The 22,164-nt window shown below is 68.3% G+C and carries 19 protein-coding genes and 2 riboswitches; of the genes, 5 read left to right on the top strand and 14 right to left on the bottom strand.

The annotated features are described in order from the left end of the window. Positions 1-66 precede the first annotated feature (66 nt). From gcvP to NM203_RS23600, 3 genes are all read right to left on the bottom strand, one after another. Positions 67-2,925 carry an aminomethyl-transferring glycine dehydrogenase gene (gene gcvP, locus NM203_RS23590; protein ID WP_255062925.1) on the bottom strand — a complete coding sequence of 953 codons (2,859 nt, stop codon included), beginning with the start codon at positions 2,923-2,925 and terminating at the stop codon, positions 67-69. A 33-nt stretch (positions 2,926-2,958) separates the two neighbouring features. After that, positions 2,959-3,080: riboswitch (glycine riboswitch) on the bottom strand. Next, a riboswitch (glycine riboswitch) is annotated at positions 3,081-3,178 on the bottom strand. Positions 3,179-3,236: 58 nt separating this feature from the next. After that, positions 3,237-3,869, bottom strand: coding sequence for a MerR family transcriptional regulator (locus NM203_RS23595; RefSeq protein ID WP_255062926.1), 633 nt, complete (start codon positions 3,867-3,869; stop codon positions 3,237-3,239). A gap of 201 nt (positions 3,870-4,070) precedes the next feature. Then, complete coding sequence (locus NM203_RS23600; RefSeq protein ID WP_255062927.1) at positions 4,071-4,565, bottom strand: bifunctional nuclease family protein; 495 nt, start codon at positions 4,563-4,565, stop codon at positions 4,071-4,073. A 126-nt stretch (positions 4,566-4,691) separates the two neighbouring features. Between NM203_RS23600 and NM203_RS23605 the strand changes: the two genes are divergently transcribed. Beyond that, positions 4,692-6,122 (top strand): RNA-guided endonuclease InsQ/TnpB family protein, encoded by a 1,431-nt coding sequence (locus NM203_RS23605; RefSeq protein ID WP_255062928.1) that lies wholly within the window; start codon positions 4,692-4,694, stop codon positions 6,120-6,122. A gap of 67 nt (positions 6,123-6,189) precedes the next feature. On the opposite strand, the gene ftsR is transcribed toward NM203_RS23605, so the two are convergent. The 8 genes from ftsR to secA2 all read right to left on the bottom strand — a co-directional run bounded on the left by ftsR (position 6,190) and on the right by secA2 (position 12,993). Next, positions 6,190-6,933, bottom strand: coding sequence for a transcriptional regulator FtsR (gene ftsR / locus NM203_RS23610; RefSeq protein ID WP_255062929.1), 744 nt, complete (start codon positions 6,931-6,933; stop codon positions 6,190-6,192). Between the two features lie 3 nt (positions 6,934-6,936). Continuing rightward, entirely contained in the window at positions 6,937-7,401 is a 465-nt protein-coding gene (gene garA / locus NM203_RS23615) for a glycogen accumulation regulator GarA (protein WP_255062930.1), read from the bottom strand. Positions 7,402-7,530: 129 nt separating this feature from the next. Further along, positions 7,531-7,926, bottom strand: a complete 396-nt coding sequence (gene gcvH, locus NM203_RS23620; RefSeq protein WP_255062931.1) for a glycine cleavage system protein GcvH — start codon at positions 7,924-7,926, stop codon at positions 7,531-7,533. Between the two features lie 25 nt (positions 7,927-7,951). Continuing rightward, positions 7,952-8,725 carry a DUF881 domain-containing protein gene (locus tag NM203_RS23625; protein WP_255062932.1) on the bottom strand — a complete coding sequence of 258 codons (774 nt, stop codon included), beginning with the start codon at positions 8,723-8,725 and terminating at the stop codon, positions 7,952-7,954. A 2-nt stretch (positions 8,726-8,727) separates the two neighbouring features. Next, positions 8,728-9,060 (bottom strand): small basic family protein, encoded by a 333-nt coding sequence (locus NM203_RS23630; protein ID WP_255062933.1) that lies wholly within the window; start codon positions 9,058-9,060, stop codon positions 8,728-8,730. Further along, positions 9,057-9,956: a DUF881 domain-containing protein gene (locus NM203_RS23635; protein ID WP_255062934.1), complete on the bottom strand. Its 900-nt coding sequence runs from the start codon at positions 9,954-9,956 to the stop codon at positions 9,057-9,059. The genes NM203_RS23630 and NM203_RS23635 overlap by 4 nt, the downstream gene beginning before the upstream one ends. Continuing rightward, a complete protein-coding gene (locus tag NM203_RS23640; protein ID WP_255062935.1) occupies positions 9,949-10,617 on the bottom strand; it encodes a CDP-alcohol phosphatidyltransferase family protein in 669 nt (222 codons plus the stop codon). Before NM203_RS23640 ends, NM203_RS23635 begins: the two co-directional genes overlap by 8 nt. 9 nt (positions 10,618-10,626) lie before the next feature. Further along, positions 10,627-12,993 carry an accessory Sec system translocase SecA2 gene (secA2, locus tag NM203_RS23645; protein ID WP_255062936.1) on the bottom strand — a complete coding sequence of 789 codons (2,367 nt, stop codon included), beginning with the start codon at positions 12,991-12,993 and terminating at the stop codon, positions 10,627-10,629. A gap of 118 nt (positions 12,994-13,111) precedes the next feature. On the opposite strand from secA2, the gene NM203_RS23650 reads away from it, so the two are divergent. The 3 genes from NM203_RS23650 to NM203_RS23660 are packed head-to-tail and all read left to right on the top strand — an operon-like array spanning position 13,112 to position 18,916. Next, positions 13,112-15,019, top strand: a complete 1,908-nt coding sequence (locus tag NM203_RS23650; RefSeq protein ID WP_255062937.1) for an ABC transporter ATP-binding protein/permease — start codon at positions 13,112-13,114, stop codon at positions 15,017-15,019. 44 nt (positions 15,020-15,063) lie between these two features. After that, positions 15,064-16,995: an ABC transporter ATP-binding protein/permease gene (locus NM203_RS23655; RefSeq protein WP_255062938.1), complete on the top strand. Its 1,932-nt coding sequence runs from the start codon at positions 15,064-15,066 to the stop codon at positions 16,993-16,995. Positions 16,996-17,011: 16 nt separating this feature from the next. Continuing rightward, positions 17,012-18,916 (top strand): ABC transporter ATP-binding protein/permease, encoded by a 1,905-nt coding sequence (locus tag NM203_RS23660; protein WP_255062939.1) that lies wholly within the window; start codon positions 17,012-17,014, stop codon positions 18,914-18,916. On the opposite strand, the gene NM203_RS23665 is transcribed toward NM203_RS23660, so the two are convergent. From NM203_RS23665 to NM203_RS23675, 3 genes are read right to left on the bottom strand one after another with little or no spacing between them, the layout of a single operon-like run. Beyond that, positions 18,913-20,394, bottom strand: a complete 1,482-nt coding sequence (locus NM203_RS23665; RefSeq protein WP_255062940.1) for an FAD-binding protein — start codon at positions 20,392-20,394, stop codon at positions 18,913-18,915. The two genes, NM203_RS23660 and NM203_RS23665, sit on opposite strands and share 4 nt — an antisense overlap. Then, positions 20,391-20,885 (bottom strand): VOC family protein, encoded by a 495-nt coding sequence (locus NM203_RS23670; protein WP_255062941.1) that lies wholly within the window; start codon positions 20,883-20,885, stop codon positions 20,391-20,393. Before NM203_RS23670 ends, NM203_RS23665 begins: the two co-directional genes overlap by 4 nt. Positions 20,886-20,930: 45 nt before the next feature. After that, a complete protein-coding gene (locus NM203_RS23675; protein WP_255062942.1) occupies positions 20,931-21,614 on the bottom strand; it encodes a TetR/AcrR family transcriptional regulator in 684 nt (227 codons plus the stop codon). A gap of 108 nt (positions 21,615-21,722) precedes the next feature. Here NM203_RS23675 and NM203_RS23680 point away from each other — a divergent pair, with 108 nt between their 5' ends. After that, positions 21,723-22,163 (top strand): nitroreductase/quinone reductase family protein, encoded by a 441-nt coding sequence (locus NM203_RS23680; protein ID WP_255062943.1) that lies wholly within the window; start codon positions 21,723-21,725, stop codon positions 22,161-22,163. The last annotated feature ends 1 nt before the right edge of the window (position 22,164 follow it).

The raw sequence follows: 22,164 nt of genomic DNA on the forward strand, positions 1-22,164 counted from the left end.
CGTGCGCGAGCGTGCGCCCGACGAGATCTCCGGCGTCGGAATCTCGTCAGGCGCACACTCGGCGCATCAGGCGAAGGCCTCCACCGGGGGGCACGAGCACACCAGGTTGCGGTCGCCGTACGCCTGATCGATGCGCCGCACCGGGGGCCACACCTTCGGGCGGAAGCCCTTGCCGAGCGGGTAGGCGGCCTGCTCGCGGGTGTACGGGTGCGTCCACTCGTCGACCAGCAGGCTCTCCGCGGTGTGCGGGGCGCCGCGCAACGGGTTGTCGTCAACCGGCCAGGCCCCCGAACCCACCTTGTCGATCTCGCGGCGGATGGCGATCATCGCGTCGCAGAACGCGTCGACTTCGGCCAGGCTCTCGCTCTCGGTGGGCTCGACCATGAGCGTGCCCGCGACGGGGAAGCTCATCGTCGGCGCGTGGAAACCGTAGTCCGCCAAGCGCTTCGCCACATCGTCGACCGTGACGCCGGTGTCCTTGGTGATGCCGCGCAGATCGAGGATGCACTCGTGCGCGACCATGCCGTTCTCGCCGGTGTAAAGCACGGGGTAGTACTCGTCGAGGCGGCGGGCGATGTAGTTCGCCGACGCCATCGCCGTCAGCGTCGCCGCGCGCAGGCCCGGTGCGCCCATCATCCTGATGTACGCCCACGTGATCGGCAGAATCGACGCCGAACCGTACGGCGCGGCCGAGACCGTGTAGTCGTCGCCGAGTTCGTCGGCCAACGGGTGACCGGGCAGGAAGGGCGCGAGGTGCTCCCGCACGGCCACCGGTCCGACGCCCGGTCCACCGCCACCGTGTGGGATGCAGAACGTCTTGTGCAGGTTGAGGTGGCTCACGTCGCCGCCGAAGCGGCCGGGCCGGGCCAGCCCCACGAGGGCGTTGAGGTTCGCGCCGTCGACGTAGACCTGGCCTCCGACGTCGTGCACCGCGGCGCAGATGTCGGCGACGTCGTGCTCGTAGACGCCGTGCGTCGACGGGTACGTGATCATCAGCGCCGCAACGCTGTCCGCGTGCTCGGCGACCTTCGACCGCAGATCGTCGAGGTCAACGTCACCGTTGTCGCGACAGGCGACGACCACCACCTTCATGCCGGCCAGCGCCGCCGACGCCGCGTTGGTGCCGTGCGCGCTGGAGGGGATCAGGCAGATGTTGCGCTGCACCTCGCCGCGGCTGAGGTGGTACGCCTGGATCGCGAGCAGGCCCGCGTACTCCCCCTGCGAGCCCGCGTTGGGTTGCAGCGACACGGAGTCGTACCCGGTGACTCCGGTGAGCCACCGCTCCAGATCGGCGATGAGCGTGCGCAGTCCGGGGGTGTCCGACGCCGGAGCGAACGGATGCTGCTTGCCGAACTCCGGCCAGGTGATGGACTCCATCTCCGCGGCCGCGTTGAGTTTCATCGTGCACGAGCCCAGCGGGATCATGCTGCGGTCCAGCGCGATGTCCTTATCGGCCAGCGAGCGCAGGTACCGCATCATCTCGGTCTCGGTGCGATACCGCGTGAAAGCCGGATGGGTGAGGAACGGCGTTGTGCGCGTTGCGATCTCGGGTCCGGCCCAGTGATGGCCGCCGCGCTGCGCACCGAACGCCGCCAGCACGTCCTCGACGTGGTGCGCCGACGTCGCCTCGTCGCACGACACCGACACGTGATCGGCGTCCACCAGCCACACGTTGATTCCGCGTGCCTTGGCCGCCGCCTGGACATCCGCGGCGCGACCCGGCACCCGCGCGAGCACGGTGTCGAAGAACGCGTCGTGAACGACCTCGACACCCGCCTCCTTCAGACCCATCGCGACGGCGAGAGCGTGTCCGTGGACGCGGTGCGCGATCGCGGTGAGGCCGTCGGCGCCGTGGTAACTGGCGTACATCGCGGCCATGACGGCCAGGAGCACCTGCGCCGTGCAGATGTTGCTGGTCGCCTTATCGCGGCGGATGTGCTGCTCGCGCGTCTGCAGAGCGAGTCGGTAGGCGACGGAGCCGTCGGCGTCCACCGACACCCCGACCAGCCGGCCGGGCAGCTGCCTGGCGTACTTGGTGCCGACGGCGAGGTAGCCGGCGTGCGGACCGCCGAAGCCCATGGGCACACCGAACCGCTGGGTGGTGCCGAACGCGACGTCCGCGCCCAGCTCGCCGGGCGCGGCGACCAGGGTCATCGCCAGTAGGTCGGCTCCGACGGCGACGAGCGCGCCGCAGTCGTGTGCCTGTTCGACGAGCTTCGACCAGTCGGTGACGACGCCGCTGGCGCCCGGCAGCTGCACGATGACGCCGAAGAACTCTCCGTCGGGCAGGCCGTTGCGCAGGTCGGCGGTGACGACGTCGATGCCGAGCGGCTTGGCTCGCGTCTCGATGATCGCCGCGGTCTGGCGGTACACGTCGACGTCCACGGCCAGCCGGTTGCCCGAGCCCTTGGCGGCGCGGTGCATCAGCGTCATGGCCTCGGCGGCCGCGGTGCCCTCGTCGAGCATCGACGCGTTCGCGATGTCGAGACCGGTCAGGTCCTCGACCATGGTCTGGAAGTTGAGCAGCGCCTCGAGCCTGCCCTGGCTGATCTCCGGCTGGTACGGCGTGTACGCCGTGTACCAGGCGGGGTTCTCCAGGATGTTGCGCTTCAGCACCGGCGGCGTCAGCGTGTCGAAGTACCCCTGCCCGATCATCGACACGGCGATGGTGTTGCTGTCGGCCATCGCGCGCAGTTCGGCGAGCGCGTGCTCCTCGGTCGCAGGCGGCGGCAGCTGTTCCAGCCCCGGAGCGACCCCGTCGATCGTGACGGTGTCGAGAATCCCCGCGGGCAGCGCCTTCTCGGCGAGCTCGTCGAGGGAGCCGACGCCGACGACCTCGAGCATCGTGGCCACTTCGGCGCCGTCGGGGCCGATGTGCCGATCGGCGAACCGGAACTGGTGGTGATCGTGACTGGAACCGGACACGTGGGGGACCTTCCTGGACGGAACCGCTGGCGGTCCTCCCCCTCTGTCGTCAGCCCGTTACCGGGTGCCTGAGAGATTCGGCTACCGCGGCGAACCGCGGCGGGCCTTTCCCCATGGGCGGGTGAGTCTGCACTCACCGCTTTCCAGAGGCATCGTTGGCCCGTGCGGTCCTGGGGCCTGAGAGGTTGACGGAGAGGTGTTGCTCCTTCGGCGTCCGTGGCTGGCGGCCACGGAACTCTCCCGCACGGGAGGCGATGCTTTGCCGATTCTACGCAGCGTCTTGCGAGCTCGCCGCTCAGGGCGCTGGAGTGTCAGCCGATCTTGCGGTCGCGGTGCTTGCGCCGCGAGGCGAGTTCGTCCTCGGGCGCGGTGATCGACTCGCCGCCGTCGGCCCGCTCGCCGGGGAAGTCCGCGATGGCGCCGGTCAGTTCCCGCATGGCACCCGAGACGGCGATGCCGAACACGCCCTGGCCACCCTGCAGGAGGTCGACGACCTCTTCGGCGGACGTGCACTCGTAGACGGTGGTGCCGTCGGAGAACAGCGTGATGTTGGCGAGGTCCTGAACGCCTCGCTGGCGCAGGTGGTCGACGGCGACGCGGATGTTGTGCAGCGAGATGCCGGTGTCCAGCAGCCGCTTGACGATCTTGAGGACCAGGATGTCCTTGAACGAGTACAGGCGCTGGCTGCCCGAGCCGGCGGCACCGCGAATCGACGGCACCACGAGCGAGGTTCGTGCCCAGTAGTCCAGCTGGCGGTAGGTGATGCCCGCGATCTGGCAGGCGCTCGGACCGCGGTAACCGACGAGTTCGTCGGGTACCGAGTCGTCGGGGAACAGACGACCCTGCACGGGTTCGCTGGGCGCCGGGGCTGGGGTCGGAGCGGGAGCGTCTGCTGGAGCCTCATCAGACAGATCCAACTGCTCTTGACGTGGAGTGTCGTCCACCGTCCATCCTCTCGCCGAATCGAGCGCATTTGCCCGACGTCGAATGGGTTGAGCATACGCTTCGCGCTCAGCCCTCACTGGTCCGTCGTCATCAAAGTATGGCTGCCCCGATCGTGGATCGGCGAAACGCGCGCCGCGTGTCGACCACCATGGGTCAGTTGAGACGCATCCGTGATCAACGGACGGGCGACCCGTCCGCCGTCAGGTCGCCTTGAAATCGTCCGGCGAGACGCTGTCGAGGAACTCCTTGAACTTCTCGACCTCGTCTTCGCGGACGGCGCCCGTGGCCTCCTCGTCGTTCTCGTCGGGGATCAGCAGACCCGCCTCCGCGAGCACCGCCTCCTCGACGTAGATCGGGACCCCGACGCGCAGGGCGATCGCCACCGAGTCCGACGGTCGGGCCGACACGGTGATGTCCCGGTCGAACACCAGGTCCGCGTAGAACGTGCCCTCGCGAAGGTCGACGATGCGAACCTCCTTGAGCGAATGGCCAAGGGCGGCAATCAGATCTCTGATGAGGTCGTGGGTGAGCGGCCGCGTCGTCTCGACGCCCTGCTGCTCGAGAGCGATCGCGTTGGCCTCCGGCTGACCGATCCAGATCGGCAGGTAGCGGTCACCCTCGGACTCCCGGAGCAGCAGTACCGGCTGATTCTGAGGCTGCTCGATGCGAATCCCGACCACCCGAACTTCGCCCATCTGCGCCTGCCCTCCAGCACCGTCCACCCCGCTATGGGGCCTGCCGCGAGTCTAGGTTGTGTCCGAGAAAGATTCGAGGCGTGCTGTCCGGAATGTTGTCGGTGGCGTCTGGGACCGTGGTCGGTAATGGCGCGGCACACTACGTTCCGATTCTGTCTCGATCCGACGGTTGAGCAGCGCGACGTGCTGGCCCGTCATGCCGGAGCATCGCGATTCGCGTTCAACCAGTGCCTGCGCATGGTGAAGATCGCGCTCAACGAGCGTCGGATTGACCCGGACACTCGGGTGCCGTGGTCGGGGTTCGATCTGATCAACGTGTTCAACACGTGGAAGACCACCGAGGACGCCGGTCGGTTGTTCACTGTCGATGCGGCCGGCGCGGTCGAGGTAGCGGTGACCGGGCTTTCCTGGCGGCGTGACGTGTGTCAGCAAGTGTTTGAGGAGGCCGCTGTTGACCTCGGCGCAGGGTTGAAGGCGTGGTCGGAATCCCGCTCCTCTAAGCGGAAAGGCCGACGGATCGGTTTTCCCCGGTTCAAGAAGAAGACCGGCACCGTCCCGTCGTTCCGGCTGCGCAACAAGCACTCCAAGGGCCGACCGCCGACAATCCGGGTCGGCGACGGTGACAGGTACCGCTCGGTCACGCTGCCCGGCATCGGGCAGGTCGCGGTGCACGACGACACCCGCCGTCTGCGTCGCATGGTCGCCAAGGGCCGCGCCAGAGTCCTGTTTGCCACGATCAGTTACCGCGGTGGGCGGTGGTGGTGTGCGGTAACTGTCGAGGCAGCCGACCTGCACTCAGCCCGACAGCATCCGTCCCGTCCCGACGACCCCGGAGGATGGGTAGGGGTGGATCGCGGTCTGTCAGCGTTCCTTGTGGCGGCCACGGTCGACGGCGCCGAAGTCGCCCGCGTCACTAACGCACCCCGAGCCGTGTACGCCGGGCTCGCTCGACAGCGGCGGTTGGCGAACGCCATGTCGCGTAGACGGAAAGGATCACGGAATCGCAAGGAGGCGGCCGCCCGGTTGGGCCGCCACCATCGCCACGTCGCCGCCATCCGGCAAGACTTCCTGCACCGGATCTCGAATGAGTTGGTCAAGACCCACGACCGGCTGGTCATCGAGGATCTGAACGTAATGGGCATGCTGACCAACCACCGGTTGGCGCGGGCGATCTCCGATGCCGGCTGGTCGGAGTTCGCCCGGATGCTGAAGTACAAACAGGCGTGGCGCGGCGGACAGGTGATCGACGCCGACCGCTGGTACCCCTCGACACGACTGTGCCCCGAGTGCGGCACCGTGAACCGCGCGATGACGTTGGCGGACCGAGTGTTCACCTGCCCGTGCGGGCACGCCGCCGACAGGGACACCAATGCAGCGGTGAACCTAGCCCGGTGGGGCCGCACCAACCATGAGATCCTTCATCGATCCCCGGACCCCCGAGCAGGAGGCCGGGCCACCAATGCCCGCCGACGAGACGGCACTGACCAGCACCCCCGTGTTGGTGAAACCAGCTCGGATGACGCGGGAACCGATGTTCCGACCGCACCCGCAGCCTGAACCACCGGACGCCCGAGAAGGGCGGTGCCCAAAGACTCAACCGAGTTCGTCGGACACGCTTCAGTCCTCACCTGTCCAGTACGTCGCGCACAGCGGACTTGATCAGCGACGTGTGCAACGTGATCGCCAACGCCGCGACTTCACGCGCCAGGTCGTCGGCACGGTCACGCGCACCGGCCTTGTCCGCCTTGACGACCGGACCCGCGATCTGCGCGATGAGGTCGGACTGCCGGTCGGCGGCCGACCGGAACGCCCGCAGGTGCCGCGGCTCGACGCCGTACTCCTCGAGTGCTTGCGCGCACTGCGCCGTCACCACCGAGTGCTCGTCGAAGAACCCCGCGGGCCCCGGCTTGATGATGCCCGCCTTCACCAGGGCGGTCAGCAGGTCGTTGCTGACACCCGAACGGGCCAGCAGGTCCTCCCGGCTCAGCCGCACCTGCGCGGGCGCGAGCGCGGCGGTGTCGCGCGCCCCGGACGCGTCGTCCGACCGATCGACCGGAACGAGCCGGGGCACGGCGTACGCCGAGCTCGATTCCGGCAGTTCGCCGTCGGGGTGCGCGTCCAGTTGCGCCTTGATGACCTTCAGCGGCAGGTACTGGTCCCGCTGCGCGGTCAACACGAAGCGCAGTCGAGCGCAGTCGTATGCGGTGAACCGGCGGTACCCCGATGCCGTGCGCTCGGGCGTCACGAGCCCTTCGGCCTCCAAGAAGCGGATCTTGGAGATCGTGACGTCCGGGAAGTCGGGTCGGAGCATTTCCAGCACCGCTCCGATGGACATCCCGGCGAGCGCAGGGGTGTCGGGGGCGGTCATCGCCTACCCCGGCGACCCGTCATCGGATTTCGGGCCGGTGAGGAACACCAGCCGGAACTTGCCGATCTGAACCTCGTCACCGTTGGCGAGCACCGCGGAGTCCACGGGCTCGCGGTTCACGTAGGTGCCGTTGAGGCTGCCGACGTCGACGACCTGGAACTCCGCCGCCTCGAGCCGGAACTCCGCGTGCCGACGGCTCACGGTCACGTCGTCGAGGAAGATGTCGCTGTCGGGATGTCGGCCCGCCGAGGTCCGCGGCTGGTCGAGCAGGAAGCGCGACCCGGCGTTCGGGCCCCGCTTCACGACCAGTAGCGCCGACCCGGCCGGCAGGCCCTCGACTCCCGATACCGCTTGCTCGGACCCCGCCGCGGGCGGCGCGTCGAGTTCGTTGAGGAAGTCGGAGCGGAAGACCGAGGTGGTTTCCACCGTGACGTCCTCATCTGCTCCCGAAGTGGTGTTATCCGTCACCCGCTGCTCCTCACTGGCTGCTGTGGCGATGTGTGTTGGCCGATCCGGCGACGCGGTCGCGACCGGCTTGCGTCTCCCCACGACCGTACCGCGACCCGTATCGCGGTGTGTCGAGCACCGCCGTAATTGTCATTCCGCCACGGTGCCACGGTAGCCGTCGGCGTCCAGCAGGTCCGCCAGGCCGTCCTCCACCGCCGCGGCGTCGACCTGGAGGTCGATCAGCCAGCCCGCGCCGTACGGATCGGAGTTGACCAGCTCCGGCGAATCCGTCAGATCTCCGTTGACCGCAACGACTTTCGCGGTGATCGGCGAGTACAGGTCGGACGTCGACTTCGTGGATTCGACGTTGCCGAACTCGCCGCCCGCGGTGACCTCGGTGCCCACCTCGGGCAGGTCGACGTACACCACATCGCCGAGCGCCGACTGCGCGTAGTCGGTGATGCCGACACGCACCGTGTCGTCGCCGGTCCGCCGTACCCATTCGTGGTCCTGGGTGTACTTCAGGTCGGCTGGGATCTCGCTCACGGAACTCCTCGGGGCTATCGCGCGGTCATTTGACTGGCTGAGCGTATTGGCGCGGTTTCGGTTGCCGCAAGGCGGTCACCTCGACGGTCTGGTCCTGGGCAACGGTCATGCTGCCGCCGACGCGTTCGACGCTGTCCATGGCACCGCCGGGGATGTTCATCGCCGCTGCCAGCGTCGCTGGATCCCCAATCGCCAGAATCGAATACGGCGGGCTCATCGTCGTTCCGTCGATCACCAGCGCGCCGGGGCCGCCGACCACCCAGGTGTCCACACCGACCCGCACGGCCTGCCCGCCGGAACTGATCTGCATGGCCTCGGCCCCCGCCGCCCGCAGTTCGTTGACGACGTCCAGCATGGTCTCGGCAGACACTCCAGCCGCGGTGTCGTCGATGGTCACGACGACACCCGGCCCGGTCGCGGCGACCGTGCCGATCAGGATCGACAGCGCCGCCAACCGCGAGCGGGCGTTCTCGATCGCCGCCTGATCGTCGCTGCCGGACGTCCGCAGGGCGTCCAGCGTGCGCTGCAGGTCGGCGATCTCGGTGTTCAGCGCGGCCTCGCGCTGCTGCAGCGAGTCCAGCAGGACGAGCAGGTCGGCGGGCCTGGCGGTTTCCAGCGAGTCGCCGGACTCCGTCTGGCGGACTTGTGTGACGATCGCCATGCCGAGCAGGACCAGCAGCACCACCGCGAGCGCACCGAACGCCAGTCGGGTACGGCCCCGGCGGGCGATCCCGGTGAGGTTTCGCGACGGCGCGTCGGGCGGTAGCTCGTGGCGGCCGTGGGGCTCCTGCTCGTTCACCGTCACGCTCCGAACAACCGGCGGCGCAGTGCCGCCGCGTTGCCGAAGATCCTGATCCCGAGCACCACGATGATCGCCGTCGAGAGCTGGGTTCCGACACCCAGTTGATCGCCCAGGTACACGATCAGCGCCGCGACGAGCACGTTGAACACGAACGAGACGACGAAGACCTTGGAGTCGAAGATGCGCTCGAGGTAGGCCCGCAGACCGCCGAAGACCGCGTCGAGTGCGGCCACGACCGCGATCGGCAGGTACGGCTGCACGAACTCCGGGACGCTGGGGTGGAACACCAGTCCCAGCACGATGCCGATGACGAGAGCGACGATTCCGATCACTGTGGTGGGCCCTTCGCGAAGATGACGTCCCGGACTGTGCTCGCGGGCAGCGTCAGTCCGTCGGATTCCGTGACGGTCACGCCGACCCCGTACGACGTCTCCAGCAGCCGCAGTCGAGCCAGCCCCGGACTGTGCTCGAACACGTCGTGCATGCCCTTGGGCGGCCCGACGGCGAGGATCTCGTACGGGCTGACGATCGGCTGATTGTCGACCAGCATGCCGCCGCCCGCCTGCCGGATGGTCACGTTGGGCCCGATGCGGACGCCGCCCACCGACACCGCCTCGGCGCCCGCGGCCCACAGGGAGTTGACCGCCAATTGGAGATCGCGGTCCAGGATGATCTGCCGGCTGCCCTCGACTCGCTGTTTGGACACGTCGCTGAGGTCGCGCGCGGTGTCGGGTTCGGTGACCACGACCGCGAGTCCAGGGCCCCTGACACCCGTCGCGCCCGCGGCGAACTCGGCGGTGTCCAGGCCGGCGAGCAACCCGCGACCCTCCGCGTCACCCTCGAGTCGGGTTCGGCGCTCGTCCTCGACCTCGGTGGCCAGCGCGTCGCGGCGTCCCGTCGCGTCTCTGGTCGACTGTTCGGCCGACCGGACGCCGTCGGCGAGCACGTGCTGGGTCTCCACAGCCGCCGGAGCGACCGACTGCGCCTGCGCGACCGCCGCGGCGAACACGGCGGCCACCACCAGGCCCGCGCACAGCTGCCAGGACCAGTCGGCCAGTCGGCCGCGCTGCGGCCGCGTTCGAGCAGCCGCGTAACCGGGATCGAGATGATCCGACAGCAGCGAACGCAGCAGCGACGGCACCGGAATCAGGGTCGGGGCGTCCGCCTCGTGGGCGTTGCGTCCGGCCTCCGAGCTGTACCCGCCCAGCGCGCGCTCGTCGTCACTCAACCGATCCCCCGGTCGCTTCGCTCCTGCCCGCCGGCCCGATCCCCCGGTCGCTTCGCTCCTGCCCGCCGCCCCGCGAAACCCGCGGCAACGCGAGCACCATGCGCACCTGGATCAGATACAGCACTCCCGACCACAGGTACATCGCCATCCCCCAGATGAGGAACGCCCACCCGATGGCCAGGATGACGCGGCTCCACAGCGCATCCCACTGGCCGAGCAGCACGAGGGGGAAGCCGGACATCAACGCGAACGTCGCGGCCTTGCCGATATAGGCCACCGGCAAGGCGGTGAAACCGCGACTGCGCAGCACCGGCAGCGTGGCCGCCAGCACGCCGTCTCTGACGAGCAGGATCACCACGAAGAACCACGGCACGACACCCGCCGCGGCGAGCGCGACGGGGACGACCACCATGTAGATGCGGTCGACGGCGGGATCGAGAAGCGCGCCCAGCTTCGAGGACTGATTCGCCACCAGCCGGGCGATCTTGCCGTCAGCCCAGTCGGAGAACCCGCTGAACATGAGAACACCGACGGCCCAACCGTATTCGTGCACGCCGAACAGCAGCCACAAGAACACCGGCACCAGGATCAGTCGCACCACACTGAGCACGTTGGGGATCGTCAGTACCCGATCCCCCGCGACTGCCGGACCCGCCTCCATGGGTTGAACCTAGCGGAAGACTCCCGGCAGGCTCAGCGCCGCCATCGTGTCGTCCGCCAGCGGGTTGTCGTGAATCATGTAGGTCCACGTCGACGTCGGCCGCGCGAGCTTCGACAGATCCAGCCCCGGCTCCTCCTCCAGCACGTTCGCGGTCTCGAACGTCTGCTGCGCGGCCTCGATCGCATCGGCGGCCAGCGAGGCGAACGCGTCGACCGCCATCCGGTGGAACTCGTCGAGCGGGTTCTGCCGACCCAGCGCGCGCAGGTGGATGCTCTCGCGGATGTCCGAGAGGTACGCCAGGTGATCGGCCCAGCCGCGGTCCAGGTGGTACAGCATGATCAGCCGGCAGATCCGTTCGAGGCCCTCCTCGCCGATCTCCTCGACGAGTTCGTCGTAGCGATCGGCCGACCGCTCCTTGAGCTCGTCGGAGGCCGTGGTCGTACGCAGCAGTTTGTCCCGGCGATCCGAGATGATCCCCCGCTGCTGGGCGATCAGCTGGTTGTAGCGCCAGGTGTTGGCGTGGACGTCGAGCAGCTTGCCCTCCGCGACGCGCTGCGCGTGCTCCAGCAGCTGGGCCGCCTTGTCGTTGGTGATCCGGCCGTCCTCGTCGGTCTGCATCGGCAGCTTCTGCGGCTCCAGGTGGGCGACGACGACGTCGTCCTCCCAGCTGGAGAAGAAGACCGACGAGCCCGGGTCGCCCTGGCGTCCGGCCCGGCCGCGCAGCTGGTTGTCCAGCCGCTCGGTGTGGTGCCTGCCGGTGCCGATGACGTGCAGGCCACCGAGTTCGGCGACCGCATCGTGGTCGGCCTCGTCCGAGCCACCCAGCCGGATGTCGGTGCCGCGGCCCGCCATCTGGGTGGACACCGTCACGGTGCCGAGCTTGCCCGCCTCGGCGATGACGGCGGCCTCCTCCTCGTCGTTCTTCGCGTTCAGCACGACGGCCGCGACGCCTGCCTTCACCAGGCGTTCGTGCAGTTCCTCGGATTCCGCGACGTCACGGGTGCCGACGAGCACCGGCTGGCCGGTCGCGTGGACCTCCGCGATGTGCTCGATCACGGCGTCGTTCTTGGCGGCGGCCGTGATGTAGACGCGGTCGGACTCGTCCTCGCGGATGTTCGGGGTGTTGGGCGGGATGGGCGAGACGCCGAGTTTGTAGAACTGGCGCAGCTGCTCACCGGCGGCCAGCGCGGTACCGGTCATGCCGCACACCCTCGGGTAGCGGTTGATGACGGCCTGCACGGTGATGGTGTCGAGCACCTCGCCCGTTTCGGTGGTCTCGATGCCCTCCTTGGCCTCGACCGCCGCCTGCAGCCCGTCGGGCCACCGCTGCAGTTGGGCGATCCGGCCGCGGGACGAGTTGATCAGATGCACGGCGTCGTCGCGCACGATGTAGTGCACGTCGCGCTGCAGCAGGACGTGCGCGTGCAGTGCCACGTTCACCTCGGTGAGCGTGCTGCCGACGTGCTCCTCGGAGTACAGGTCGATGCCGCCAAGGGACTTCTCGAGCCTGCGGGCGCCCGCCTCGGTCAGATGGACGTTGCGGCGGTCGGCGTCGGTGTCGTAGTACTTGGCGGCGTTCGAGCCGGTGGTCAGGTCGCCGACGAGCCGGATGATCTCCAGCCGCGGCGTCTCGCGGTGGGTGGTTCCCGCGAGCACCAGCGGCACCAGTGCCTCGTCGACGAGCACCGAGTCGGCCTCGTCGATCAGCGCCACGTCGGGTTCCGGGGCGACGAGGTCGTCGACGTCGGTGACCAGTTGGTCGCGCAGCACGTCGAACCCGATCTCGTTGACCGATGCGTACGTCACGTTGCACGCGTACGCCGCGCGCCGCTCGTCGGGCGTCGAGTCGGCGGTGATCCAGCCGACCGTCAGCCCCATCGCCTCGAGCAGCGGTGCCATCCACTCCGCGTCGCGGCGGGCCAGGTAGTCGTTGACCGAGATGACGTGGACGCTGCGACCCGCAAGCGCGTATCCGGCGGCCGCGATGGCGCCCGCCAGCGTCTTACCCTCACCGGTCGCCATCTCGACGACGTCGCCCGCCAACATGCGCAGCGCACCGAGCAGCTGAACGTCGAAGGGGCGCAACGAGGTTGCGCGCTCCGACGCCTCGCGAGCGATCGCGAGGAACTGCGGGATGTCGCTGGAGTCGGCCAGGTCCTCGAGCGCCAGCAGTTGAGCGGCCTTGAGGAGCTTGTCGTCGTCGAGTTCGGCGGCCTTGGCGTCGAAATCCGCCGAGGCGGTCACGTCCGACATCGAACGGGCCTGGTCGCGATCGGTGCTGGCGCCGAGCAGCCGCCAGAATCGGTTGCTCAGGCGGCCCTTGGTCTTTTTATCGGACTTGAGCGCGGTCTTCGCTTCGGGTGCGGTCTTTGGCACGTCTTCAAGGTACGCGGCCCCGCGCAGACGCCGGGACGACGTCGGGACGACATGAGCCTTCCAGGGGATCCTGCCTCCCCCATCAGCCGCGTGGCCTGCGGTAACTTTCGCCTCAGACATGGACACTGAGGGATTCAGCTCGTCGATCGACTGGGGTCGCGAGATCGTCGGTTCCACGCAGTGGGTGCTGACGGCCTTTCTTCTCGCGGCGGTCGGACTACTCGTCGTGCTCGCCGTGCTGGGCCGGTACACCGAGTGGGGCAGGCAGTTCCAGCGCATCACCGGCGCCTACTTCACCGGCCGCGGGAGCTGGCCGGTCTGGCTCATGCTGGCAACGCTGTTGCTGTCGGCCGTCATCGCGGTGCGCATCAGCGTCCTGCTCTCGTACTACGCCAACGACCTCTTCTCCGCGCTCCAGGTGGCCTTCGAGGGCAGCGGCCGGTCCGACGAGACGGTCATCGACAGCGGTATCGACGCGTTCTGGCTGTCGATGGTCATATTCGCCGTTCTCGCAACGCTTTCGGCGGTCCGCTTCCTTGCCGACCTGTACCTGACCCAGCGCTTCGTACTGCGGTGGCGGGTGTGGCTGACCGAACGGGTCGTCGACGACTGGCTCGACGGCCACGCCTACTTCCGCGGGCAGTTGGCGGCGCACCCGATCGACAACCCGGACCAGCGCATCCAGCAGGACGTCGACATCGTCACGGCGGTCACGGGCGAGCCGAACACGCCGGCCCACGGGTCGAGCGCGATGCTGGTCTTCGGCGCGGTCGAGGCGCTGCTGAGCGTGGTGTCCTTCGGCGCGATCCTCTGGACGCTGTCGGGCCCGCTGACCGTTCTCGACGTCACGCTGCCGCGGGCGCTGTTCTGGATCGTCATCTTCTACGTGCTCGCCGCGACGATCATCGCGTTCTGGATCGGCAGACCCCTGATCCGGCTGAGCTTCCTCAACGAGATGTTCAACGCCAGCTTCCGGTACGCGATGATCCGGTTGAAGGACTCGGCGAGTGCAGTCGGACTTTACGGCGGTGAGGACATCGAACGACATCAGTTGCGGGACAAGCTCTCCGAAGTCGTGTCGAACTACCGGCAGTGGCTGCGCCGGATGATGCTGTTCCTCGGCTGGAACCTCTCGGTTAGCCAGGCGATCAATCCGCTGCCGTACCTGGTGCAGGCGCAGCGACTCTTCGCGGGTCAGATCTCCTTCGGCGATCTGATGCAGTCCGCGACGGCGTTCCAGGCGATTCACGACGCGCTGTCGTTCTTCCGCAACGCCTACGACCAGTTCGCGAGCTATCGGGCCGCGCTGATTCGGCTCGACGGGTTGCGCGACACCATCCAGCGCGCCAAGGCCGTCGGCGGCCTGACTCCGGGGCACTCGCCCGACGACGCCGTCCGAGCGACCGCCGTCGACGTGCGCACCCCGGAGGGGCGCACGCTGGTCCGCTCACTCGACCTGCACCTGGCACCCGGCGAGAGCCTGGTGATCAGGGGACGGTCCGGGGTCGGCAAGACCGTCCTGCTGGAGAGCCTCGCCGGGCTGTGGCCGTATGCGACGGGCGATGTGCAACTGCCGGGTGACGGGCGCGGGTCGATGTTCCTGCCGCAGCTGCCCTACCTACCGCTCGGCGACCTGCGTGCCGCGGCGTCGTATCCCCGTCCCCACGGCGCCGTCGGCGACGAGGCGATCCAGCGCGCGCTGGTGACGGTGGCATTGGGCCACCTCGTGATTCGAATCAAGGAGGTGCGCGACTGGGCCAAGCTCCTGTCGATCGGCGAGCAGCAGCGACTGGCCTTCGCGCGGATCCTGCTGAGCAGGCCGAAGGCGGTGTTCCTCGACGAGTCGACGTCCGCGCTCGACGAGGGTCTCGAACTGATGCTGTACCAGGTCATCAAGGCGGAGTTGCCCGAATCGGTCCTCGTCAGCGTGAGTCACCGCGACACCGTCGAGCAGCACCACGACCACCAACTCGAACTGCTCGGCGACGGTGCCTGGCGCCTCGATCGGCTTACCGCGAACAGATGAGGGTCTGAAGCGCCGTACGCAGGGTGTCGGGGTACCTTGCCCGGATGGAGATGTTCACCCCGACGCTCGACTGGGGAAGTGAGCTGCTGCCGTCGCTCTGGTGGATCGCGTGGGTCTGGGCGGCCACCGCGGTCGTGACGATGGTGATCCTGGTCCTGATCGCGAACTTCACCGAGTGGGGCAAGCAGTTCTGGCGGATCACCGGCGCGTACTTCACCGGTCGCGACAGCGTCAAGGTCTGGGTGTGGCTGGGAGCGCTGCTGCTGTCGGTCATCATCGGGGTGCGGCTCACCGTGCTGCTGAGCTACTACGGCAACGACCTCATGACGAGCTTCCAGGTCATATCCGGCGGCCTGGTCAGCGGCGACGAGGCGGCGAAACGATCGGGCTACGAGGGCTTCTGGCTGTCGATGCGGGTCTTCGCGGTGCTCGCGACGATCTACGTCGTGCGGGTCATGCTCGACCTCTTCTTCATGCAGCGGTTCATGCTGGCCTGGCGCGCCTGGCTCACCGACCGGATGACCGGCGACTGGCTCGACGGCCGGGCCTACTACCGGAACCGCTTCATCGACGACACCATCGACAACCCGGACCAGCGCATCCAGGCCGACATCGACATCTTCACCGCCGGCGTCGGTCCGCTCCCGAACACGCCGAACAACACCACGGGTTCGACGCTGCTGTTCGGCGCCATCAACGCGATCGTGTCGATGGCGTCGTTCACCATGATCCTGTGGAACCTCTCGGGACCGCTGACCATCCCGCTGGTGAACGTCGAGTTGCCGAAGGCGATGTTCGTCATCCTGATCGTCTACGTGTTGATCGCCACGGCCGTCGCGTTCTGGCTCGGCCGGCCGATCATCGGGTTCAGCTTCCGCAACGAGAAGTTCAACGCCGTCTTCCGTTACGCACTGGTGCGACTGCGGGACGCCTCGGAGGCGGTGGCGTTCTACCGCGGCGAGGCCGCCGAGCGCGTCGGGCTGCGGAATCGGTTCGCGTCGGTGGTCGACAACTACAAGCGCTACATCAACCGGATGATGAAGTTCTACGGCTGGAACCTCGGGATGAGCCAGGTCATCGAGCCGCTGCCGTACCTGCTGCAGTTCTCGCGCTTCTACTCCGGTGAGATCACGTTGGGCGCGATGAGCCAGTCCGCGTCGGCGTTCGGCAGCATTCAGGACGGGCTGTCGTTCTTCCGGAACTCCTACGACTACTTCGCCGGCTACCGGGCGTCGATCATCCGTCTGCACGGTCTGGTGATCGCCAACGAGGAGGGGCGCGCGCTGCCGACGATCTCCACGACGGCCTGCGTCGACGGGACCGTCGAGCTGTCGAAGGTGGAGGTTCGCACCCCCGTCGGCGACCAGCTCGTCGACCCGCTCGATCTGCGCCTCGAGGTGGGCGACACCCTGGTCGTCACCGGCAAGTCCGGCGCGGGCAAGACCACTCTGCTGCGCAGCCTCGCCGAACTCTGGCCGTTCACGACGGGCACGCTGACCCGGCCGTGCGGACCCAACGAGACGATGTTCCTCTCGCAGCTGCCCTATGTTCCGCTCGGCGATCTGCGTGCCGTGGTGACCTATCCGTGCGAGGAGGGCTCGCTCACCGACGACGAGCTCACGGCGGTGCTCGAGAAGGTGGCGCTCCCCCACCTCGGGGCCCGCCTCGACGAGGTGCAGGACTGGGCCAAGGTGCTCTCGCCCGGCGAGCAGCAGCGCATCGCGTTCGCGCGGATCCTGCTGACCAAGCCGAAGGCCGCGTTCCTCGACGAGTCCACCTCGGCGCTCGACGAGGGCCTGGAGATGCTGCTGTATCAGCTGGTGCGCAAGGATCTTCCGAACACCATCCTGGTCAGCGTCAGCCACCGCAAGACCGTGGAGCAGCACCACACCAAGGAACTGCGCCTGCTGGGCGGCGGTCCATGGCAACTGGTCGACACCCGTGACGAGCAGGCGGGCGACGTACCCGTCTCCTAGGCGGTAACTTCCCCGAATGGACATGTTCACCCCGTCCATCGACTGGGGAAACGCACTGCTGGACTCGGCCGTCTGGGTCGCCAAGGCGTGGGTGATCAGCGCCGCGTTGACGGTCGCCACGCTGGCGATCATCGCCCGGTTCACCACCTGGGGCCGCCAGTTCTGGCGGGTGACAGGCGCGTACTTCACTGGGCGGCAAAGCCTTCCGGTGTGGGGCCTGCTGGCCGTGCTCCTGCTGTCGGTCATGATGTCGGTACGGATGGACGTCCTCTACAGCTACTACGCCAACGACCAGATGTCGGCGCTGCAGGTGGCCATCGAGGGCGCGGGAGCGGGCGACGAGGCGGTGCGGAGTTCCGGCGAGAACGGGTTCTGGCAGTCGATGGTGATCTTCGTGCTGCTGTTGATCGCCGACATGACCCGCACGCTGTTCGACGTGTATCTCATGCAGCGCTTCATCATTCGCTGGCGCGTCTGGCTCACCGACCGGCTCACCTCCGATTGGCTCGCCGGCGGTGCCTACTACCGAAGCCGGTTCCTCGGTGCCGGCAGTGCGATCGACAACCCGGATCAGCGCATTCAGCAGGACATCGACGTGTTCACCGCGGGCACCGGCCCGGAACCGAATGCACCGACGGTGTCGTCCGGACAGACGCTGCTCTTCGGCACCGTCACCGCGATGGTGTCCATCGTCGCGTTCACGCCCATTCTGTGGAATCTCGCTGGGCCGCTGACGTTCTGGGGCGTGACGGTGCCCAAGGCGCTGTTCTGGATAGCGCTGCTCTACGTGGCGGTCACCACCGTGGTCGCGTTCTGGATCGGTAAGCCGATCATCCGGCTGACCTTCCGCAACGAGTCCACCAACGCCGCGTTCCGTTACGCCCTGGTCCGGCTCCGCGATGCCGCCGAAGCCGTCCGGTTCTACCGCGGTGAGCGGACCGAACGCGGCGAGCTGTCCGCGCGCTTCGCGCGGGTGATCGCGAACTACCGCAGGTTGGTGCTGCGCAGCGTGGCGTTCCTCGGCTGGAACCGGTCGGTGAGCCAGATCGTCTCGCCGCTGCCGCTGGTGATCCAGGCACCGCGGATGTTCTCAGGCGAGATCAGCTACGGCGACGTCACCCAGTCGGCGGGCGCATTCGGTTCCGTGCTGAACTCGCTGAGCTGGTTCCGGGCCGTGTACGACGCGTTCGCGGGGTGGCGGGCGGCCATCATCCGACTTGAGGGGCTGGTGAGCGCGAACGAGCGGGCTCGGGCGCTCCCCCTGCTCGCGGTCGAGACCAGCGCGACGGGAGGCGTCGAACTCGTCGACGTCGACGTCAGCTCGCCCGCAGGTGATCGCCTGGTCAGCGACCTCGATCTCGCCCTGACGGTCGGCGACTCACTGGCGATCACCGGCGGCTCCGGAGCCGGAAAGACAACGCTGATGCGCAGTCTCGCGCAGATGTGGCCGTACACGTCGGGAACGCTGCGGATGTCCGCGAACCCGATGTTCCTGTCGCAACTCCCCTATGCACCGCTGGGGTCGCTGCGCGACGTGATCACGTACCCGGCCGAGTCGGACACCTACACCGACGACGAGATCGGCACCGCACTCGACACGGTGACCCTCGGTCACCTCGTCGAGCGCCTCGACGACGACGCCGAGTGGGGCAAGATCCTGTCGCCCGGCGAGCAACAGCGGGTGGCGTTCGCGCGGGTGCTGCTCGCGAAGCCGACCGCGGTGTTCCTCGACGAGTCGACGTCGGCGCTCGACGAGGGTCAGGAGTTCGCCCTCTACCGGGCGCTGAGGGACGCACTACCGGACTGCGTCATCGTCAGCATCACGCACCGGCCCTCGGTGGAGCGACACCACCGGCGGCGGCTGGAACTCCTCGGCGGTGGCGACTGGCGGATGAGCGAACTCGCCGACGTCCCCGGCTAACGGGCGGCGTGCTCGCCTGCGCGCCGCCCGAAGAACGACCCCTCGCCCAACTGCGTCCCGCTGGCGTAGCCCTTGCCGTCGTGGGCGATGTTCGATGCGCACGCTCCCGCCGCGTACAGGCCGGGGATGACGCTGCCGTCGGCGCGCAGCACCTCGCCGTCGATCGACACCGAGAGCCCGCCCATCGTGAAGCCCGAGTACATCGCGACGCCGAGTGACAGGTCGAACGCCGCCCACGGGCCGTTATCCTGTGCCGCAACGTATTCCGGCTGCTTGTGGAAGTCGGGATCGTCGCCGGTCGCGGCGTTCGCGTTGTAGCGCTCGAGGGTGGCCGCGAGCTTTCCCGCCGGAATGCCCAGGGCCTGCTCCATCTCGGCGATGGTCTCGTAGCCGTCGATGAACTTGATCAGCGGCATCTCGGGCATCTGCAGGTGCGCCTCGTCGACGATGAGATACGCCTGCTGGTCCGGCTGTTCGAGGACGAACGCCGACGTGCGCGAGTGGTACGAGTCCTCGGCGACGAACCGCTCGCCCCGGTTGTTGACGATGACGCCGGTCAGCAGGATCTCGGGCGGATACGCCGCGGCGGTGATGAACAGCCCGTCCATGTTGGTCGCCACCCCGCCCGCGGACACCCCGAGCCGGATGCCGAGCCCGTCGTCGTGCGGGTTGCCCAGAATGTAGGGCTCGACCATGCCGTGGCGCTTGGACTTTCGCTGATGGCCGAGGGCGGGCGTGTGTTCGAGCACCATGTCGCGGTTCATCGCGAAACCGCCTGCGGCGATGATCACCGAGCCGGCTCGGATCGCCCCGGTCTCGCCGAAGTTCTTCCACTGCACGCCGACGATCCGGCCGTCGTCGACGACCAGGTTCGTCACACCCGTCTCGTACCGGATCTCGACGCCGAGTTCCGCGGCGCGCTTGAGGAGCAGCTGGATGACCATGTCGGCGCCCCCGAGCTCGCCGGGCACCGGCACGGAGTGTCCGCGCGGTGCAGGGACGGCCTGCTCGCAGAACGGCCAGACCTTCTCGTTGCCCGTGTAGGACAGGCCCTCGGTGCCGGGCGGCACGACCACCTTGCCCTTCCAGTAGCTGCGTTCGAACTGGAAGCCGAGCGCCTCGAGCCAGTTGAAGTGCTCGACGCTGCCGTCGCAGTAGGCGCGGATCTTCTCGTGGTCGGGTTCGGCCGACACCGCGACCAGGTACTTGTACATCTCGTCGGCGGAGTCGTCGTGACCGGTCGCCTTCTGGACGGCGGTTCCGCCGCCGAGGTAGAAGTGGCCGCCCGCCATCGAAGTGGTGCCGCCCGCGGCGGCGGCGCGCTCGAGGACGAGCACCCTGGCCCCCGCGGCGGCGGCGCTGACCGCGGCGCTGCCACCGGCGATGCCGAACCCGGCGACGACGACGTCGTACTCGTCGCCCCACTCGCTCACGGTCGACGCGTCGACGAGTTGGGGCGTGTCCGTTTTGCTGCTCACTGCTGCTCCTGCTTGACGTGATCGAAGAACTTCTGGATGTCCGGTGGAACGTAGGCGTATTCGAGGTACGGCACGCCCGCCTCGGCTCCGGAGAGGTACGCGAAGTGCATGCCGCCGGCCATGACGCCCTGCCCGACCAGTTCGGCGCCGGCTGCCTCCGCCGCGGCGACCCTGTCGCGGAACGCGTCCGGGTCGGGTGCGGTGACGCACACGTGGTGCAGTCCGGGGCCCGACGTGTCGAGGAACTCGGAGTACATGCTCGCACCGCGGACCGGCTGGATGACCTCGAGTTGCGTGTCGCCCGCGTAGGAGAAGGACACGTGAGCGGTGAAGTCGGCGGGTGCGCCCCGATACGTGCACGTGTCCGGGGCGAAGTGAACGTCGGCCATCCGCGTCCACGTCCTTGCTCCGAGCAGCGCGCTCAGCATGGCCTCGGTGGCATCGAGGTCACGGGTCACCCAGGCAATCTGGACAGGTGTCTGGTTGTGCATCGCTTCGAGAATATCCCCGGCACGCCGCGGTGGCTAGAACGTGTTCTAGTTTCGCGTCAGCGAGTCGACCAGCAGGTCCACCTGCAGGTCGAACGACGCCGCGGGATCGGTCAGCGTATCGGCGCCGTACTGGCCGAAGACCTCCAGGCTCACCGCGCCCACCAGGGCCGCCCAGACGAGCAGGCTGCGCGCCATCGCGCCGTCGTCGCCGGTGAAACCGAACTCGGCGCGGATGCCGTCGAAGTCGTCTGCCAGGGGCTTCTCCACACGCAGCGGAGGCGGTGCCACGTCGCCGACGGCGATTCCCGCGGCCACCACGTCGAACAGGGTCGCGATGACCCTGGTTCCCGGACCGACCGTCAGCTCGGCGGGTGCGTGGTACCCGGGTACCGGGCTGCCGTAGAGCAGCGCCCAACTCGCGGGGTGATCCACGGCCCAGCGCCGGACCGCACGGGCGGTGGCCCGCAGCTGGGCGGTCCAGGCCGGGCCGGCGGCGGCGCGTGCCGCATCGACGCCGTCCGCCAGGTCGGTGTAGGCGTCGACGAGCAGCAGGGTCAGCAACTCGTCGCGGCTGGCGACGTAGCGGTAGACCGCCGACGAGACCATGCCCAGGTCCCGTGCGATCGCCCGCACCGAGAGTCCCGCGGCGCCGACGGTCGTCAGCTGCTCCCGGCCCAACTCGACGATGCGCTGCTCGATGCGATCGCGCGCGTCCTGCCGCTTGCCCATACCTCCGAGTGTGACAGATGCGAGAGCACTGCTCTTGTATTTTGCCCGCGGGAGTGTCACCCTTGAACCAAGAGCAGTGCTCTCGCTTTCGATCCCCACGGAGGAACCATGACCACCCGTTACGACCAGCCGAACCTCGCCGCACGCACGGTCAACGAGGCTTTCCGCGTGCTCGCCGAAATCGGTGTCAGCATCGCCGGAACCACCGCGATCCGCGTTCGCGGCCGCACCACCGGCCGGCTCCGCGGAGTCGTCGTCAACCTGCTGACCTTCGGTGGTCGCGACTACCTGGTCTCGCCGCGCGGCAACACCCAGTGGGCGCGAAACGCCAGGGCGGCGGGCGAATTGGCGATCGGACCGCGCTGGCGCAGTCGGACCGTGCGCATCGAGGAGGTCGCCGACGACGAGAAGCCCGAGCTGCTGCGCAGCTATCTGCAGCGGTGGTTCTGGGAGGTCAAAGGGCACGTGGGCGGACTGACGCCCGACGCGACGGACGAGCAGCTACGGGACGCCGCGCCGTCGATCCCCGTGTTCGTCCTCGCGCGCTGAG

The sequence above is a fragment of the Mycolicibacterium arenosum genome, from assembly GCF_024320865.1.
Taxonomy (GTDB): Bacteria; Actinomycetota; Actinomycetes; order Mycobacteriales; family Mycobacteriaceae; genus Mycobacterium; species Mycobacterium arenosum.

Coding starts and splice junctions, on each gene's coding strand:
- NM203_RS23675 (WP_255062942.1), bottom strand. CDS start 21,614: ATGGGCAAGCGGCAGGACGCGCGCGATCGCATCGAGCAGCGCATCGTC.
- NM203_RS23680 (WP_255062943.1), top strand. CDS start 21,723: ATGACCACCCGTTACGACCAGCCGAACCTCGCCGCACGCACGGTCAAC.
- NM203_RS23660 (WP_255062939.1), top strand. CDS start 17,012: ATGGACATGTTCACCCCGTCCATCGACTGGGGAAACGCACTGCTGGAC.
- NM203_RS23640 (WP_255062935.1), bottom strand. CDS start 10,617: ATGGAGGCGGGTCCGGCAGTCGCGGGGGATCGGGTACTGACGATCCCC.
- NM203_RS23670 (WP_255062941.1), bottom strand. CDS start 20,885: ATGCACAACCAGACACCTGTCCAGATTGCCTGGGTGACCCGTGACCTC.
- NM203_RS23600 (WP_255062927.1), bottom strand. CDS start 4,565: ATGGGCGAAGTTCGGGTGGTCGGGATTCGCATCGAGCAGCCTCAGAAT.
- NM203_RS23650 (WP_255062937.1), top strand. CDS start 13,112: ATGGACACTGAGGGATTCAGCTCGTCGATCGACTGGGGTCGCGAGATC.
- ftsR (WP_255062929.1), bottom strand. CDS start 6,933: ATGACCGCCCCCGACACCCCTGCGCTCGCCGGGATGTCCATCGGAGCG.
- NM203_RS23605 (WP_255062928.1), top strand. CDS start 4,692: ATGGCGCGGCACACTACGTTCCGATTCTGTCTCGATCCGACGGTTGAG.
- NM203_RS23655 (WP_255062938.1), top strand. CDS start 15,064: ATGGAGATGTTCACCCCGACGCTCGACTGGGGAAGTGAGCTGCTGCCG.